At 71.7% G+C, this 14,754-nt stretch carries 16 protein-coding genes; 3 read left to right on the forward strand and 13 right to left on the reverse strand.

The features are described 5' to 3' along the window. Positions 1–2: 2 nt before the first annotated feature. The 12 genes from BJ958_RS10405 to BJ958_RS10460 all read right to left on the reverse strand — a co-directional run bounded on the left by BJ958_RS10405 (position 3) and on the right by BJ958_RS10460 (position 11,297). The gene (locus BJ958_RS10405) at positions 3–1,463 is read right to left on the reverse strand and encodes an aldehyde dehydrogenase family protein (protein ID WP_179726763.1); all 1,461 of its coding nucleotides are present in this window, start codon (positions 1,461–1,463) and stop codon (positions 3–5) included. Beyond that, positions 1,460–2,155 carry an HD domain-containing protein gene (locus tag BJ958_RS10410; RefSeq protein WP_179726764.1) on the reverse strand — a complete coding sequence of 232 codons (696 nt, stop codon included), beginning with the start codon at positions 2,153–2,155 and terminating at the stop codon, positions 1,460–1,462. The genes BJ958_RS10405 and BJ958_RS10410 overlap by 4 nt, the downstream gene beginning before the upstream one ends. Then, positions 2,152–3,420, reverse strand: coding sequence for an NAD(P)/FAD-dependent oxidoreductase (locus BJ958_RS10415; protein WP_179726765.1), 1,269 nt, complete (start codon positions 3,418–3,420; stop codon positions 2,152–2,154). The genes BJ958_RS10410 and BJ958_RS10415 overlap by 4 nt, the downstream gene beginning before the upstream one ends. Before the next feature lie 3 nt (positions 3,421–3,423). Further along, positions 3,424–3,744 carry a 2Fe-2S iron-sulfur cluster-binding protein gene (locus BJ958_RS10420; protein ID WP_179726766.1) on the reverse strand — a complete coding sequence of 107 codons (321 nt, stop codon included), beginning with the start codon at positions 3,742–3,744 and terminating at the stop codon, positions 3,424–3,426. Positions 3,745–3,765: 21 nt separating this feature from the next. Beyond that, the gene (locus BJ958_RS10425) at positions 3,766–4,521 is read right to left on the reverse strand and encodes an SDR family NAD(P)-dependent oxidoreductase (RefSeq protein WP_179726767.1); all 756 of its coding nucleotides are present in this window, start codon (positions 4,519–4,521) and stop codon (positions 3,766–3,768) included. A 4-nt stretch (positions 4,522–4,525) separates the two neighbouring features. After that, positions 4,526–6,376: a PEP-utilizing enzyme gene (locus BJ958_RS10430; RefSeq protein WP_179726768.1), complete on the reverse strand. Its 1,851-nt coding sequence runs from the start codon at positions 6,374–6,376 to the stop codon at positions 4,526–4,528. Continuing rightward, entirely contained in the window at positions 6,373–7,470 is a 1,098-nt protein-coding gene (locus BJ958_RS10435; protein WP_179726769.1) for a PEP/pyruvate-binding domain-containing protein, read from the reverse strand. The genes BJ958_RS10430 and BJ958_RS10435 overlap by 4 nt, the downstream gene beginning before the upstream one ends. After that, the gene (locus BJ958_RS10440) at positions 7,463–8,725 is read right to left on the reverse strand and encodes a cytochrome P450 (protein WP_179726770.1); all 1,263 of its coding nucleotides are present in this window, start codon (positions 8,723–8,725) and stop codon (positions 7,463–7,465) included. Before BJ958_RS10440 ends, BJ958_RS10435 begins: the two co-directional genes overlap by 8 nt. 115 nt (positions 8,726–8,840) lie before the next feature. Continuing rightward, complete coding sequence (locus tag BJ958_RS10445; protein WP_273518005.1) at positions 8,841–9,617, reverse strand: IclR family transcriptional regulator domain-containing protein; 777 nt, start codon at positions 9,615–9,617, stop codon at positions 8,841–8,843. A 9-nt stretch (positions 9,618–9,626) separates the two neighbouring features. After that, the gene (locus BJ958_RS10450) at positions 9,627–10,313 is read right to left on the reverse strand and encodes an HD domain-containing protein (protein WP_179726771.1); all 687 of its coding nucleotides are present in this window, start codon (positions 10,311–10,313) and stop codon (positions 9,627–9,629) included. 64 nt (positions 10,314–10,377) lie between these two features. Next, the gene (locus tag BJ958_RS10455) at positions 10,378–10,881 is read right to left on the reverse strand and encodes an RDD family protein (RefSeq protein WP_179726772.1); all 504 of its coding nucleotides are present in this window, start codon (positions 10,879–10,881) and stop codon (positions 10,378–10,380) included. Continuing rightward, on the reverse strand, positions 10,878–11,297 hold the full coding sequence (locus BJ958_RS10460) for a hypothetical protein (RefSeq protein WP_179726773.1): 420 nt from the start codon (positions 11,295–11,297) through the stop codon (positions 10,878–10,880). The genes BJ958_RS10455 and BJ958_RS10460 overlap by 4 nt, the downstream gene beginning before the upstream one ends. A 27-nt stretch (positions 11,298–11,324) precedes the next feature. Between BJ958_RS10460 and cls the strand changes: the two genes are divergently transcribed. From cls to BJ958_RS10475, 3 genes are all read left to right on the forward strand, one after another. Then, positions 11,325–12,797, forward strand: a complete 1,473-nt coding sequence (cls, locus tag BJ958_RS10465; RefSeq protein ID WP_179726774.1) for a cardiolipin synthase — start codon at positions 11,325–11,327, stop codon at positions 12,795–12,797. A gap of 144 nt (positions 12,798–12,941) precedes the next feature. After that, positions 12,942–13,151, forward strand: a complete 210-nt coding sequence (locus tag BJ958_RS10470; RefSeq protein WP_179726775.1) for a hypothetical protein — start codon at positions 12,942–12,944, stop codon at positions 13,149–13,151. Between the two features lie 37 nt (positions 13,152–13,188). Then, on the forward strand, positions 13,189–13,395 hold the full coding sequence (locus tag BJ958_RS10475) for a DUF6458 family protein (protein WP_179726776.1): 207 nt from the start codon (positions 13,189–13,191) through the stop codon (positions 13,393–13,395). 31 nt (positions 13,396–13,426) lie between these two features. Here the strand turns inward: BJ958_RS10475 and BJ958_RS10480 are convergent, their stop codons facing one another. Continuing rightward, positions 13,427–14,683 carry an HNH endonuclease signature motif containing protein gene (locus BJ958_RS10480; RefSeq protein WP_179726777.1) on the reverse strand — a complete coding sequence of 419 codons (1,257 nt, stop codon included), beginning with the start codon at positions 14,681–14,683 and terminating at the stop codon, positions 13,427–13,429. Positions 14,684–14,754 lie beyond the last annotated feature (71 nt).

A 14,754-nucleotide genomic window follows, 5' to 3' on the forward strand; every position in this document is an offset into this window, starting at 1 on the left:
GCTCACACCTTCCGGTGGATCGACTTGAAGCTGAGGTAGGCCGAGAGCCCCTCCACGCCGTACTCGACCCCGAGCCCGGAGTCGTGCCGGCCGCCGAACGGCGCGGCGTGGTTGGAGGCGAAGAAGTTGATCCCGACCGAACCGGTGTCCATCCGCTCGGCCACCTCCAGCGCTCGTTCAGGCGAGGCGGAGAAGACCAGGCCGCCGAGGCCGAACGACGTGTCGTTGGCCAGGGCGATCGCATCCTCGACGGTGTCGTAGCGCAGCACCGAGATCACCGGTCCGAACACCTCCTCGCGGGCGACCGTCATCGACGGCGTCACGTCGGCGAGCACCGTGGGCTGGACGAAGAAGCCGGGCCCGTCGACAGCAGCGCCACCGACGGTGACGCGCGCGCCCTCCGCCGCAGCCCCCTCGAGGAACCCCACCACCACGTCGCGCTGGGAGCGCGTGGCGAGCGGGCCGAAGACCGTGTCGGGGTCGAACGGGTCGCCCTGCTTGCCCGCCGCGATGGTCGCGGTGACCATCTCGACGACCTCGTCGTAGCGCGACGCCGGGGCGAGGATGCGGGTGGAGATGTAGCAGGTCTGGCCGGTGTTCCGCATCGACGACCGCACCAGCACCGCGGCCATCGCGTCGAGGTCGGCGTCCTCGAGCACGATCGCGGACGACTTGCCGCCGAGCTCGAGGGTCACCGGCTTGAGGAGCTCGCCGCAGGCGGCGCCGATCCGGCGCCCGACCGGGGTGGAGCCGGTGAAGGCGACCTTGGCGGTGTCGGGGTGGCGGACCAGCGCCTCGCCGACCGCTCCCCCGCCCGTGACGAGGTTGACCACGCCCGCCGGCACGCCGGCCGCCGCAGCCGCCTCGACCACGAACCGGATCGACAGCGGCGTCGACTCGGCCGGCTTCATCACGACGGTGCAGCCGGCGAGCAGGGCCGGCGCCAGCTTGATCACCATGAGGTTGATCGGGAAGTTCCAGGGCGCGATCAGCACGCACGGACCGACCGGGTCCCGTCGTACGACGGTCTCCGCACCACCGGCTGGGAAGGGCCGCACGTCCTCGGCCTCCAGCCAGGGGGCGAGGGAGGCGACGTGGCGCAGGATCCCGGCGGCGTTGGCCGCGGCACCGGAGGTCTCGGCGATCGGCGAGCCGTTCTCGCGGGTGTTGGTCCAGGACAGCTGCTCGGCCCGCTTCTCCAGCTCGTCGGCCATCCGAAGCAGCACCTCGGCACGCTCGCTCGGCGACGTGCGGGGCCACGGCCCGGACCGGAAGGCCGCGACAGCAGCGGCCACGGCGTCGTCGACGTCCTCGCGAGAGGCATCCGGCACCGAGCCCCACGTCTCACCGGTGGCCGGGTCCACCACCGGCAGCCGTCCGGTGCCGTGCGCCGGGCGCCACGCCCCGTCGACGTACAGGTCGCCGACGTGGGTCCACGGCAGGTCGAGTGCTGGTCGGGTCACGGAGCCACCTCGCGCGTCTCCTCGTTGCGCAGCACATCGGTCCTGAGCAGCCGGTTGGAGCGGGCGAGGTCGGCGCTGGCCATCGCGACGGCGGCCTCGGTCAGCAGCTCGGGGACGATCTCGCGGGCGAGCCGGTCGCAGTACGTCGCGGGGTCCAGCCCGAACCAGCCCGACGCCAGCGCGATGCCCGCGTGGTCGAAGCGCCACAGGCGGTCGGCGTCGCGGACCAGCGCGTCCTCCAGCGAGTACGCCTCCTTGCGCGTGTCGTGGCCGTCGACGATCGCGCACACGGCGGCGACGAACTCCTCGGAGTAGCCCAGCGGCGGCAGCACCTCGCGCGCGATCAGGCAGCCCTGCCGCTCGTGCTCGTAGCGGATCTCCGCCTTGCGCCAGTCGCCCGAGAAGCCCTCGGAGATGATCCGGCTCTCGTCGACCCGGCCCCAGCCGGTGTCGTGCAGCAGGATCGCGACCCGCACCAGCTCGGCGTCGGCCTCGGGATGGGCGCGGCACAGCCGTTCGGCGTAGGCCAGCGAGATCGGCAGGTGGATGTCGTTGCTGCGCGTCCGGGTCTCCGGAACCACGCAGCGCCACACCGGGTCCAGGTCGATCCCGGCCGCCGGGGTCAGCGAGATCGGTGAGGTGTCGACCGGGCCGGACGGCTGGACGGGGGTCGGCGGCAGTGCGTGGGTCATGACGGGTTCCTCGAGATCGACTTGAGCTGGACCGCCGGATCGGCGGCCTCGCCGGGCGGGATCGCCGCCCCGCTGGCAATGGCCGCCTTGACGGCCATGAAGTCCAGGGGTGCGTTGACGCAGTCGGCGGCGATGATCGCGTCGCCGCGGTAGTAGAGGACGGAGTACTTGCCCTTCGCCTCGTCCTGCCGCACGACGGTCAGGTCGTGCCCGGCGGACAGGCCGGCGATCTGCAGCTTGAGGTCGGCCTGGTTGGACCAGAACCACGGGACGCCCGCGTACTCCTCGGGCCGCCCGACGATGGCGTAGGCAGCCACCTTGGCCTGCTCCACCGCGTTGTTGACGCTCTCGAACCGGATCCGGTCGCCCTCGGGCGCACCCGGCACGGGGTTCGGCAGGTTGGCGACGTCGCCGACCGCGACGGTGACGCCGTCGGAGGCGAGGGCGTGCGCGTCGACCCGGATGCCGTTGTCGCACTCGAGCCCGATCGACTCGGCGAGCTCGGTGTTGGGGATGACGCCGACACCGATCAGCACCAGCTCGGCGGGGACCACTCGTCCATCGGCCAGCTCGACGCCGGCGACCCGGTCGCCGGAGCCGACGATGCGTCGTACGTCTGCGTCGAGGACCACGTCGATGCCGTGCTGGCGGTGGTGGTCGAGCAGGTACGACGACGTCTCGGCCCCGACCGCGCGCCCGACCAGGCGCGGCCCGGCCTCCAGCAGCGTGACCGTGCGGCCCATCTTGTTGAGGCTGGCCGCTGCCTCGATGCCAATGAAGCCCCCGCCGATGACGACGACGTCCTTGATCATCGGCACCCGGGCCTTGAGCTCGAGGGCGTCGTCGGCGTTGCGCAGGTAGAGCACACCGGGCAGGTCGACGCCCTCCACCAGCAGTCGCCGGGCGCGGGCACCGACGGTGAGCGCGAGCCGGTCGAACGCGATCTCCGCGCCGGACATCGAGTGCGCGACGCCGCTGCCGTCGTCCCGCTTGTCGATGCGGATGATCCGCTCGTTGCGGACCACGCGGATCCGGTGCTCGTCCCAGTACTCCTGGGTGCGGTAGATCAGCGACTCCTTGGTGATCGCCCCCTGCAGGAACTCCTTGGACAGCGCAGGGCGCTGGTAGGGACGGTGGTTCTCGTCCCCCAGGAGGGTGATGGGCGGCTCGTACCCGAGCGCGCGCAGGGACACCGCGAGCTGCACCCCCGCCTGGGAGGAGCCGATGATCAACAGGCCGGCGGAGCCCTCGGGACCAGTGGGCATGGCTCAGACCTGCGTCTCCGGCGTCGTCACGTGCAGGTCCATGCCGTCGGTGACCTTGATCTGGCAGCACAGCCGCGAGGTGTCCTGCCGCTCGACGGCGGCACCCCACAGCATCTCGTCCTCCATCTCCTCCATCGGCGGCAGCGCCGCGAAGTCGGCCTCGTCGACGAAGACGTGGCAGGTCGCGCAGGACAGCGAGCCGCCGCACTCGGCGACGATCCCGGGAACCCCGTTGCGGACAGCGGTCTCCATCACGGAGTCGCCGACGTTGGCCTCGACGACGCGGGCCGAGCCGGTGGCGTCGGTGTAGGTGATCGTGGGCATTGCTCTCCCCTTCGGAAGGACTCAGATGAACTGGCGGCCACCGTCGACGACGACGGTCTGGCCGGTGACGAAGCCGGCGTCGGGGCCGGCGAGGAAGAGGGCGACCCCGACGATGTCGTCGGGCTGGCTGGCCCGGCGCAGGGCGCCGCGGTCGACGCCGTACGACGCCGCGTCGTCCATCAGCCCGAGACTGGCGTCGGTGAGGGTGAAGCCGGGGGCGATCGCGTTGACGTTGATCGAGCGGCGCCCCAGCTCCTTGGCCATCACCCGGGTCAGGGCGATCACGCCGCCCTTGGAGGCGACGTAGTGGAGCCAGTTCTCCGACCCGCTGTAGACGGTGGCCGAGGACAGGTTGACCACGCGCGCACCCTCGGGCAGGTAGGGGCTGCACGCCCGCACCACCAGCCACGGGCCCTTGAGGTTGACCCCCATCACCAGGTCCCACTCGGCGGGGTCGATGTCCTCGAGCGGGGATCGGGTGACGGTGCCGTAGATCGCGGCGTTGTTGACCAGGACGTCGATCCGCCCGCCGCCGAACCCGGCGACCGCCTCCGCGAGCGCCGCCGTCGACGTCGCCGAGGTGACGTCGACGGGACCGTGCCAGGCCTCGGCACCCGCGTCGACCACGAGCTTCGCGGTCTCCGCGGCGCCCGCCTCGTCGATGTCGGCGACGGCCACCCGGTACCCGCGGGCGGCGAAGCCGAGCGCGAACGCCCGGCCCAGCCCGCCTGCGGCGCCGGTGACGAGCACGGTCCGACCGCGACCCTCGTCGCTCATCTCGTCAGTCCAGGATCTCGACGCGCCCGGTGCCGCCGTCGACCCGGATCCGCTGGCCGGTGCGAATCGTCGTCGACGCGCTGCCCGTGCCGGTGACCGCCGGGAGACCGTACTCGCGGCACACGATCGCCGCGTGGCTCATCATGCCGCCGATGTCGGTGACGGTCGCCTTGATCCTGCCGAAGATCGGGCCCCACGACGGAGCGGTGATGGTGGCGACCAGGATCTCGTCCTGCTGCACCTCGCCCAGCTGGTCGGCGCTGTGGATCACGCGGGCGATGCCCTCCACCACGCCGGGAGAGGCGGCCATGCCGGTGATGACGCCCTCGTCGCCGCCCTCGTCACCGGCCAGCCACCGCTGGACCTGCTCGGTGGTGATGCCGTAGAGCATCATCGTGAACGGCTCGGTGATCTCGGCCGGCGGCGTGTTCAGCGCCGGCTGCGGACGCTGGGTGGCGAGCGCCTCGAAGATCTTGCGGCGCCGCTCGATCTCGGCGGGCCAGTAGTGGGGACCGGTCGCCTCGGAGCCGACCGCCCAGCCGGTGACCAGGTCGAAGATCGCGTCGCGGACCTCGCCGCGGTTGAGGTAGAGCATGTCGGACTCGTCGGCCCAGAAGCCGGCGGCCGCGAAGACCCGTCCGAGCTCGCGGACCTTGCGCCAGAAGACGCCCATCGTCCAGTGCTCGATGTAGAAGTTGTGGTTCTCGACGTACGGGTACGCGGTCGCGGCGAGCCCGCGCTTGGCGTCGAAGGTCGCGAGCGCCTCGCCGTCGAGCAGGTCGCGGTACTCCGCGACGATCCGGTCCTTCTCCGCGGTGAGCTCCTCGACCGGCCGCATGATCTGCTGCCCCTCGTCGAGGCGGCGGACGTAGTCCTTGATGTAGCCGAGCGGGATCTCCTGGTGCTCGAGCCAGTACTTGTCGTGGCCGTAGAACCCGTTGCCGACGGTGAAGTTGAACCACGGGTCCTGCGCCGCCTCGTACGCCGCCAGCCAGGCCGCGCCGCCGTCGCGTTCCCCGATCCGGGCGAGCGTGCCGGCCACGTCGTCGGTGTCGGCGAAGGCTTCCTGCAGGCCGCTCTCGACGGCGAGGGTGGCGAGCTTCTTCAGCTCGTCGTCGGGCCGGAACAGCTCCATGTCGACGCCCTGGACCATCTTGGCGATGGCCTGGTCCGGGATGCCGGGGAAGGCCTCCTTGCAGAAGCCGAAGAAGTCGAGGTAGGCGAGGTAGCCGAGGTTGAGGAACTCGAAGTGGTACTGCCAGTTCTGGTAGCAGAGCTGGATCAGCCGGTCGTAGTTCTCCATCAGCACCTCGGAGCCGTCCTTCGCGACACCGGCGACGATGTCGTCGAACGGGACCATGTCCGGAAGCGGCTCGAAGCGCAGCGCCTCCATCTCGTCGATGGTGCCGCGGACCTTGACCCGCCAGCCGTCGAGGAGCTCGTTCCAGTTCTGGAAGTAGTGGCCGGCGCGGCGCTCGAACTCCGGCACCCGGGCGGGGATCTGGTCCTCGGGGACCGGGACCGGCGACATGTAGAGGTAGCCGAGGTGGATCTTGAACTCGATGCCGTTGGCCGGCGGGATCAGCAGGTGCCGGGTGTTGTACTGCCCGAGGCACTTGACCGCGAACTCGCCGCCGATGGTCTCGAATGGCTTGAACACCGTCGGCCAGTGCTGGCTGTCGCAGAACCAGAACTTCTCGTCCTCGGCACCGCTGAGGTTCTGGAAGACCAGGTTGTAGGGGTAGAGCTTCTCCCAGCCCTCGGCCCCCTCGGGGACGGGCAGCTGCGAGGGCTTCGGGAAGGACTTCATCGCGGGGGCGGTGGCACCCGACGTGGTGGGCTCGGTGACGGTCATCGGTTGTTCCTTGGGGTGAGAGAGCTGGTCAGTCCGGACATGAAGCCGGTCATCCCGCCCGAGGCAGGGGTGAAAGGGGGCGCGGCCGCCGTGGTGGCCCTGGCCGCGACCGAGTGGACGGTCTCGGGGCGCGCCTGGAGCAGCAGGAGGTTCTCCCCCGCCGGCAGGTCGCTGTCGAAGGCCCACTCGATGTCCTGCGGGCATCCGTAGTGCTTCTCGGCGCGCTTCGCGAGCTGCGCGACGGCGACGAGCTCGTCGTGCTCGAGGCAGAGCCGGTCGCGCCGCTCGGCCTCGACCTCGCGCTCGACGAGCCGACCGGTGGCGGCGTCGGGCACGAGCTCGGCGTGCTTGTCCCCGCAGTGCTCGGCGACCACGCTGAGCATGACCTTGTCGAGGAGCAGGTTGTCGGGGGTGACCTGGCCGGAGACGACCATCTCCCCCACGCCGTACGACGCGTCGATGGCGATCTTGGAGCGGTCCCCCGTCGTCGGGTTGAGGGTGATCGCGACCCCCGCGACGCGGGCGTTGACCATCTTCTGCACGGCCACCGCCATCGACAGCCCCTCGTCGGGGATGTCGTTCCTCAGCCGGTACAGGATCGCCCGGCTGGTGTAGGTCGAGGCCCAGCAGCGACGGATGTGGTCGCGCACGTCGTCCCAGCCGCGCAGCCACAGGTAGGTGTCCTGCTGGCCGGCGAAGCTCGCGTCGGGCAGGTCCTCGGCGGTCGCCGACGAGCGGACCGCGACCGGCACGTCGGCGCCGATCCGGGCCACCAGCTCGTCGTACGCGCCGTGGATCGCCGTCCGCACCGCGTCCGGGACGGGGCAGCCCAGCAGCAGCTCGCGGATCTGCGCCGACACCTCGTCGACGCGCACCACGTCGTCGGGGTCGAGACCCGCGAGCAGCTCGTGCACGCGCTCGGCGATGCCCGACTCGTGCACGAAGGCGTCGTAGGCGGCCGTGGTGACCGCGAAGCCCGGCGGCACGGGCATGCCGGCGGCGGTCATGGTGACGAGCGAGGCGCACTTCCCGCCGAGCAGGTCGTGCTCGGCCGGCTCCCCGGCGTCGAAGAACTGGACGAAACGCTCAGGCATCACGGCTCCCCCAGGTGACGGGCACCGCGAGCGGTGCGCGGAAGGACAGGTTGTCGCCGAACCGGATGGCGTCGGCGTCGACGAGGCGAAGGTCGGGCGCGACCCGGGCGATCTCCTCGAGGCAGACCCTGGTCTGCAGCTTGGCCAGCATGTTGCCCAGGCAGTAGTGGATGCCGAACCCGAACGCGAGGTGCTCGCGGGCGTTGGCGCGGGTGACGTCGAAGCGGTCGGCGTCCTCGAAGCGGGTCTCGTCGCGGTTGGCCGAGCCCATCAGCAGGAGCAGCTCGCTGCCGGCCGGGATCTGGACCCCGCCGACGGTGGTGTCCTTCAGCGCCTTGCGCCGCCAGCCGACGATCGAGGGGCTGATCCGCAGCACCTCGTCGACAGCACCCGCGATCAGGCCGGGGTCGTCGACGACGCGCTGCCACTGGTCCGGGTGGGCCAGCAGCATCCGCACAGCGTTCGAGATCAGCGTCGTCGTGGTCTCGTGGCCGGCGAAGAGCAGGCTGTAGCAGATCGAGGCGATCTCGTGGTCGGTGATCGGGTCGCCGTCGGCCTGCGCGCGGACCAGGTCGCCGACGAGCGAGTCCCGCTCCTCGGCGTGGGCCTCGGCGACCAGCCGCTGGCACTCGGTCCAGTAGTCGACGAGGTTGTGGGCGTGCGGCACCTGCTCCTCGTCGGACAGGTCACCCCACGTCATCGCGGCGCGCGAGTCCGACCACTTCTTGAACAGGTCGACCTGGCCGGTGTCGGCGCCGATCAGGGTGAGGATGGTGACCGTCGGGACGTCGTAGGCGAGGTCACGGACGATGTCGCCCACCCGGTCGGGGTGCTCGCGCATCGCCGTCAGCAGCGCGACGACGTGGGCGCGGATCGCCGGCTCGAGCGCCTTGTAGCGGCGCGGCGTGAACGCCTTCGCGGTCACCTTGCGGATCCGGGTGTGCTCGGGGGGAACCCGCGCCGAGAGGCCGGAGTAGGCGGTGAAGCCGCCCTCCTCCATGATCCGGCGGGCCTCGGGGCCGCGCTCGCGGACCGGCGCCTGGGCGTTCTCGCTGCTGAAGGTCTCCCAGTCCTCGAAGACCGCCTTGACGTCCTCGTAGCGGCTGACGACCCAGTAGCCGACCCGCTCGTCGTACATCACCGGCTCCTCGGCCCGCAGTGCGGCGTACGACGGGAACGGGTCGTCCATCGCGAACGGCTCGTAGCCGTGGTGGGCCACCGGGCAACCGGTGCCGGGGTCGTGCGTGGTGGTCATCTCGCACCCTTCTGGGACTGCTGGTCCGGGCTGCGGAGTGGCGCCGGTCACAAGGTCAACCTTGGCCCTCGTGCCCGCCGCTCACAATGGACACCTTCCGTTGGACGGAAGTCGATCAGCGGGGTGGCGCGGCGCCCGCCCAGCGAGCCGCCGAGGGTGCGATCCGGGCCGCTATCCCCCGCAGCGTGGGCAGGTGGCGCGGCATCTGGTCGGCCTGCGCGGAGGCCATGACCAGCCCGATCGACGCCGGTGCCCGGCCGTCCGCGGTGAGCACGGGGACGGCTACCGAGCAGCTGCCGACCCTGACCTCCTCGTAGGTCGTGGCGAACCCGCGCTCGCGGATGGCGGCCAGCTCCTCGAGCAGCCGCTGGGGGTGGACGTGGGTGCGGGCGGTGACGGGGTCGAGCCGCTCGGCGACGTACGCCTCCTGCAGCCAGCGGTCCTCGTAGGCCAGCAGCACCTTGCCCACCGCGGTCGCGTGCAGCGGGAGCCGGCCGCCGACCCGGCTGGCACGCGGGACCCGCTTGGAGCCGTAGATGCGGTCGATGTAGAGCGCCTCGTGGCCTTCGCGGATGGCGAGGTGGGCGGTCTCCTGGGTCAGCGAGAAGAGGTCCTGGAGGTAGGGGCGCGCGGCGTCGCGGAGCTGGCGCCCGGCGTGCTGGGCGACCTCCCACAGCCGCAGCCCGACGACATAGCGGCCCTCCGGGGTGCGCTCCAGCGCGCCCCACGCGACCAGCTCGGCAGCCAGCCGGTGCGCCGTCGGCAGAGGTACGTCGGCGGCGGCCGCGAGCTCGCTGAGCGACTGCGCGCTCGGCCCGTGCTCGAATGCGGCGAGCAGAGCCAGCACCTTCGAGGTGACGGTGCGTCCCCCGCCGCTCTCGTCCCTCGCCACGGGCCGAGGCTACGCCAGCGCGATCCGCTGCGACGTGGTGTCGATGGAGGCGACGGCGGCCAGGGCGAGTGCGAGGGTCCGGCCGGCGTCGGTCAGCAGGTGGTCGTGCACGCGACTCGCGATCAGCCGGTGCGCCTCGCCGCGGGTCAGCCCGAACCAGTTCATCACCGTGTCGACGCCGTGGGGCGTGAGCCGCCAGAGCTTGTCGGCGTCCTTCATCAGCGCATCGTCGAGCGAGATCGCCTCGCGGCGGCTGTCGTGCCCGTCGACGATGGCCACGACCCGCTCGGTGCGCTCAGCGTCCCAGCCGACGTCGGCCAGCACCTCGCGCGCGATCCGCGCGCCCTCCTCCTCGTGCCGCAGCACCAGGTCCGGCCGCCCGCCACCCGGTGCGATCGCCTCGAGGATCTCGGGCTCGGGCACCTGGGACCAGCCGGTGTCGTGGAGCAGGATCGCCGGCAGCACGACCTCGGGGTCGGCGTCCGGGGTGAGGTCGACCAGCGCGCGGCCCAGGCCGTAGGCGTAGATCGTGTGGCCGTCGTTGTCACGCACCTGCAGGTACGGCAGGGCGCGCTCCCAGATGGCGCCGTGCGCCGCCGGGAGCGCGTAGACGCCGCGCAGCCCGTCGGCGGCCGGCAGGTGCGCGGTGACGTCGCGGCCGAGGTCGTTGCGGGTGGGCGTGAGTTGCGGCAGCACCCACGCAGCCAACCTGCTGCCACCGGGGGCGACAAGGTGCTGCTTCCGGTGGCCGGAAACGGACTCAGGCCGCGTCGTGCGCCCGCAGGTACGCCGTCAGCGGCCCCGGCAGCTGCGCCTGCCGGTCGCCCCAGTCGTAGACCACCGCGGTCCGCGCGACCAGGTCGTGCAGCGCGCGGTGGTCGCGGCGCAGCACGATCAGCAGCGCGCCGAGACCGAACAGGGACGTGCTCAGCGGGAACGCGACCACCCGGACCACCGCGGCGACCGGCCCGACCGGGCGACCGTCGCGCGCGACGACCTTGAGCCCCACGACCGCCTTGCCGATGGTGCGGCCGGCGATCGTGGTGCCGACGGCGACGTACAGCGCCGCCCAGCCGAGCAGCACGACCGATGCGACCGCGCCGGTGCCGTCCTCGAGCGAGGCGTCGAAGATCGCGTCCAGCAGGAACCCCGTGATGCCGACGCCGATCGAGTACGACGCCACCACCACTCCCACGTCGATGGCGAGCGCCGCGGCGCGACTCACCGGGCCGGCGTACTGCCCGGTGACGCTCGCGCGGCTCATCGGTCCCCCGCCGGACTCCCGACCAGCAGGGGCGGGCCGAGCGGTGCCGGCCCGCGGCGGCGCAGGAGGCGGTCGACGATGCCGGTGACCACGGTGTCGAGGCCGGCCACCTGGCTGCGCGCGACGTCGAGGGTGCGTCCGGCGAGGTTGCCCGTCGTCTCGGCCACGATGTCGGGGATCCCGGCGCGCTGCACGAGCGCCTCGACGTCCGCATGGGCGAGCAGCCGGTCGAGGTCGACCCGCTCGAGCAGCCGGTTGATGTCGACCCGATCCAGCAGGTGGTTGACGTCGACCTGGTCCAGCACGGCGTCGATGTCGACGTGCTCGAGGATCTCCTCGACCGGCACCGCGTCGACGACCTTGCCGGTGACAGCGCCGGCGACACGGCTGAGCAAACCCGGTTCTGGCGGCGTCATGCGGTCAGGATTCCATAGGGTTCCCCCATGAATCTGCTGGTTCCGACGTCGACACTCGGGTGGATCGTGTTCGGCCTCGACATGGTGCTGCGCCTCGTCGCGCTCGGCGTCATCCCCGGCAACCGGAAGCCGTCGACCGGCATGGCCTGGCTGCTGCTCATCCTGATCGAGCCGATCATCGGGTTCTCGATCTTCCTGCTCTTCGGCCGGATCCGCCTCGGCAACCGCCGGATCACCCGCCAGCGCACGGCGATCGCGACCATCCGCGAGCGCAGCGCCGAGCTGCCGCTGTCGTTCGACACCACCCGGCTGCCGCCCGCGATGGCCGGCGTGGCGATGCTCAACCAGAACCTCGGCGCGCTGCCCCTCACCGGCGGCAACGAGGTCGAGCTGTGGCCGGACTACCGGGCACTGATGGCCGAGATGGCCAGCGAGATCGACCGGGCGCGCAGCCACGTGCACGTGCAGTTCTACATCACCGCGTGGGACGACGTGACCGACCCGGTGTTCCAGGCGATGATGCGCGCGAGCGACCGCGGTGTCGACGTCCGCCTGCTCTTCGACCACATCGGCTCGCGCCGGATCCCGGGCTACAAGAAGATGGTCAAGCGGCTGCGCGGCACGACGATCGCGTGGCACCCGATGCTGCCGATCACGCCGCTGCGTGGCCGGTTCCGCCGCCCCGACCTGCGCAACCACCGCAAGATCCTCGTCGTCGACGGCAGCGTCGGCTTCACCGGATCGCTGAACCTCACCGAGCCCGGCTACAACAAGCCCGCGAACCACAGGCTCGGCCGCGAGTGGGTCGAGCTGATGGTGCGCGTCGAGGGGCCGGTCGTCGGCGCGCTCAACGCCGTGTTCGCCTCGGACTGGTACGTCGAGACCGGCCACGTCGTCGACCTGGTCGCGGTCCACGGCGAGCCCGACCGCCGCCCCGAGGAGGTCTTCGACGTCCCGTGCCAGGTGGTGCCCAGCGGGCCCGGCATCGTCGCGGAGAACAACCTGCGCATGTTCACGACGCTGCTCTACGCCGCCACGGAGCGGATCTCGCTGACCTCGCCGTACTTCGTGCCCGACGAGTCGCTGCTGTACGCCGTCACGACCGCCGCCGAGCGCGGCATCGACGTCGAGCTGTTCGTCAGCGAGGTGTCCGACCAGTTCCTCGTGGGGCACGCGCAGGCGTCGTACTACAAGGCGCTGCTCGAGGCGGGCGTGCGGATCTACCAGTACCCGGCGCCGTACATCCTCCACTCGAAGCACTTCACGATCGACGACCAGGTGGCCGTGGTCGGCTCGAGCAACATGGACATGCGCTCGTTCGCGCTCAACTACGAGGTGTCGCTGATGATGCCGGACCCGGCCGTGGTGGCGAAGATGCGCCGCATCGAGGACACCTACCGCGCACTGTCGAAGGAGCTCACCCTCGACGCGTGGCAGGAGCGCTCGCCCGGCGCGAAGTACGTCGACAACGTGGCCCGGCTGACGGCCGCGCTGCAGTAGAGGACCCCCCGTCCCGGCCGGGTGACCCGATCGGGCCAGCCGCCGAGCTCGACCGTGCCGACCTTCCTGCGAACCGTTGCCGTTCGCGACCCGACGGCCGATCCTCGACATGAGGGTCTCGGTCATCGATATTGGGGAGGGACCATGAGCGCACTCGAGGCGACCTACGTCGAGCCGGACGTCCGGGCCGCGGAGCCCGGCCCGCGCCTGTCCCCCGAGCTCGAGGAGACGATCCTGGAGATCGCGGCGTCCGAGCGGGCCCTGGACGACCTGCTCCTGCGGGCGTCCCGGCTGCACGAGAGCCACCTGCAGCACGACCCGCGCAGCTGCCTGGTCTGCTTCTCCGAGCGCTGACGCGTCTGGCCCGGCCGTTTCCGGGCACCTCGTGTCCATGTACATCGGACTCGGCATCATCCTGCTCGTGGTGGGCCTCGTGCTCGCGCTCGACGTGGTCACCGTCGACATCAAGTACGTCAACGACGACGCGCTCGGCACCATCCTGATCATCGCCGGCGCCCTCGCGATCGTGCTGTCCCTGATGATCGCGCCGCCGTGGCGCCGGGAGCGCACGATCCACCACTACGACGACCGGGTGTGAGCCCCGCTCGTCGACCACTCACCTCCGCAGCTCACGTCCGCCGCGCGAACCGGACGTCGCCGTTGGGCAGCCGCTCCGTGCGGTAGCCGCGGTCGTGGATGCGGTGATGGTGGTGCGAGCACAGGCTGATCGCGTCGGCCAGGTCGGTGCGCCCGCCGGCTGACCAGGGCTGCAGGTGGTGCGCCTCGGTCCAGGCGGCCGGGATCGTGCATCCCTCGGCACGGCAGCTGCGATCGCGCAGCCGCAGCGCCCGGCGCTGGGCCTTCGAGAGGAGTCGCACCCGCCGCCCGAGGTCGAGCACCTCTCCCCTGCCACCCAGCACGGCCGGGATGATCTGCGCCTGGCACGCCAGCCGCCGCGCCTCCCCTGCCGAGATCACCTCCTCGCCGTCACCGGCGATCACGCCGGCCGCAGCGAGGTCGCTCAGCAACTGGGCCAGCGACATCGTGACGATCACCGTGGTCGCGTCCCCGCCGTGCTCCGGCAGACCATCGGGATCCAGCAGCTCGAGCAATGCCGCGAACGCCCGCGCATGGGCACGGTGCTGCGGCACGCGATCCTCACGCCCCACGCCGGCCCCGTCGGCCCGGCGCTGCCGCGGCGAGGTGAACGCCTGCAGGTAGTGCTTCAAGCGCTCCGCGACCGAGGTGGGCAGCACACCCGTGATCCGGGTCCGCCCGTCCCCCAGGTCCCTGAACCGCAGTGACGCCTTCTCCCGTGCCCGCCGCTCCTCGTCCTCCAGCCGACGCCCCTCCTCGGCCTCGGCGACCTCGGGCGCCACCACCTCCAGGATCCGGCGTCCCAACCGCCTCAGCTCCCGCGGCGGATGATGCGCGGCGTACGCCACCAAGGTCTGCTCCGCCTGCCCTGCCAGGTCCGGTCCGAGCCCGGCAGGAAGGTCGTCGACCGCCGCGAGGATCACCTGCGCCTGAGCCGCCGACACGGTCCCGGCCCGCATCCCCGCCGCGACCGCCGGCCGCCGCTCCAGCGCCTCGGCGAGGTGGAGAGCAGCCCGCGCCGCGCGGGGGTCGGCCTGCGTCGCCTGCGCCAACCACGCCGCCGCGTCCCGGGCACCGTGCTCGAGCGCCACGTCGTCAGCGACCGCCAGCACCCGCGCCTTCAGCTCCGCCAACTGCGCCTCGGCCCGCACGAGCTCGACCAGCACCCGCTCCTTCTCCGCCACCGACATGAACACCGGCTGGACGTCGTCGACGCTTGCCAGCGCAGTCCGCAGCGCAACGGCGCACGCCACCACCGGATGGGGTGGTGCGATCGTCGCGACCGACATGCTGGCCTCCCGAGCGGAGCAGATCAGATGCCTGCATTCGACCACCGGGGTACGACACAAACCCCGCCGAC

The organism is Nocardioides kongjuensis, assembly GCF_013409625.1.
GTDB classification, from domain to species: domain Bacteria; phylum Actinomycetota; class Actinomycetes; order Propionibacteriales; family Nocardioidaceae; genus Nocardioides; species Nocardioides kongjuensis.

Bases quoted from the DNA above. Each gene is read 5' to 3' on its own strand.
- BJ958_RS10470 (WP_179726775.1), top strand. From the start codon at position 12,942: ATGAGCGCACTCGAGGCGACCTACGTCGAGCCGGACGTCCGGGCCGCG.
- BJ958_RS10480 (WP_179726777.1), bottom strand. From the start codon at position 14,683: ATGTCGGTCGCGACGATCGCACCACCCCATCCGGTGGTGGCGTGCGCC.
- BJ958_RS10440 (WP_179726770.1), bottom strand. From the start codon at position 8,725: ATGACCACCACGCACGACCCCGGCACCGGTTGCCCGGTGGCCCACCAC.
- BJ958_RS10455 (WP_179726772.1), bottom strand. From the start codon at position 10,881: ATGAGCCGCGCGAGCGTCACCGGGCAGTACGCCGGCCCGGTGAGTCGC.
- BJ958_RS10430 (WP_179726768.1), bottom strand. From the start codon at position 6,376: ATGACCGTCACCGAGCCCACCACGTCGGGTGCCACCGCCCCCGCGATG.
- BJ958_RS10460 (WP_179726773.1), bottom strand. From the start codon at position 11,297: ATGACGCCGCCAGAACCGGGTTTGCTCAGCCGTGTCGCCGGCGCTGTC.
- BJ958_RS10410 (WP_179726764.1), bottom strand. From the start codon at position 2,155: ATGACCCACGCACTGCCGCCGACCCCCGTCCAGCCGTCCGGCCCGGTC.
- BJ958_RS10415 (WP_179726765.1), bottom strand. From the start codon at position 3,420: ATGCCCACTGGTCCCGAGGGCTCCGCCGGCCTGTTGATCATCGGCTCC.
- BJ958_RS10475 (WP_179726776.1), top strand. From the start codon at position 13,189: ATGTACATCGGACTCGGCATCATCCTGCTCGTGGTGGGCCTCGTGCTC.
- BJ958_RS10435 (WP_179726769.1), bottom strand. From the start codon at position 7,470: ATGCCTGAGCGTTTCGTCCAGTTCTTCGACGCCGGGGAGCCGGCCGAG.
- BJ958_RS10420 (WP_179726766.1), bottom strand. From the start codon at position 3,744: ATGCCCACGATCACCTACACCGACGCCACCGGCTCGGCCCGCGTCGTC.
- cls (WP_179726774.1), top strand. From the start codon at position 11,325: ATGAATCTGCTGGTTCCGACGTCGACACTCGGGTGGATCGTGTTCGGC.
- BJ958_RS10425 (WP_179726767.1), bottom strand. From the start codon at position 4,521: ATGAGCGACGAGGGTCGCGGTCGGACCGTGCTCGTCACCGGCGCCGCA.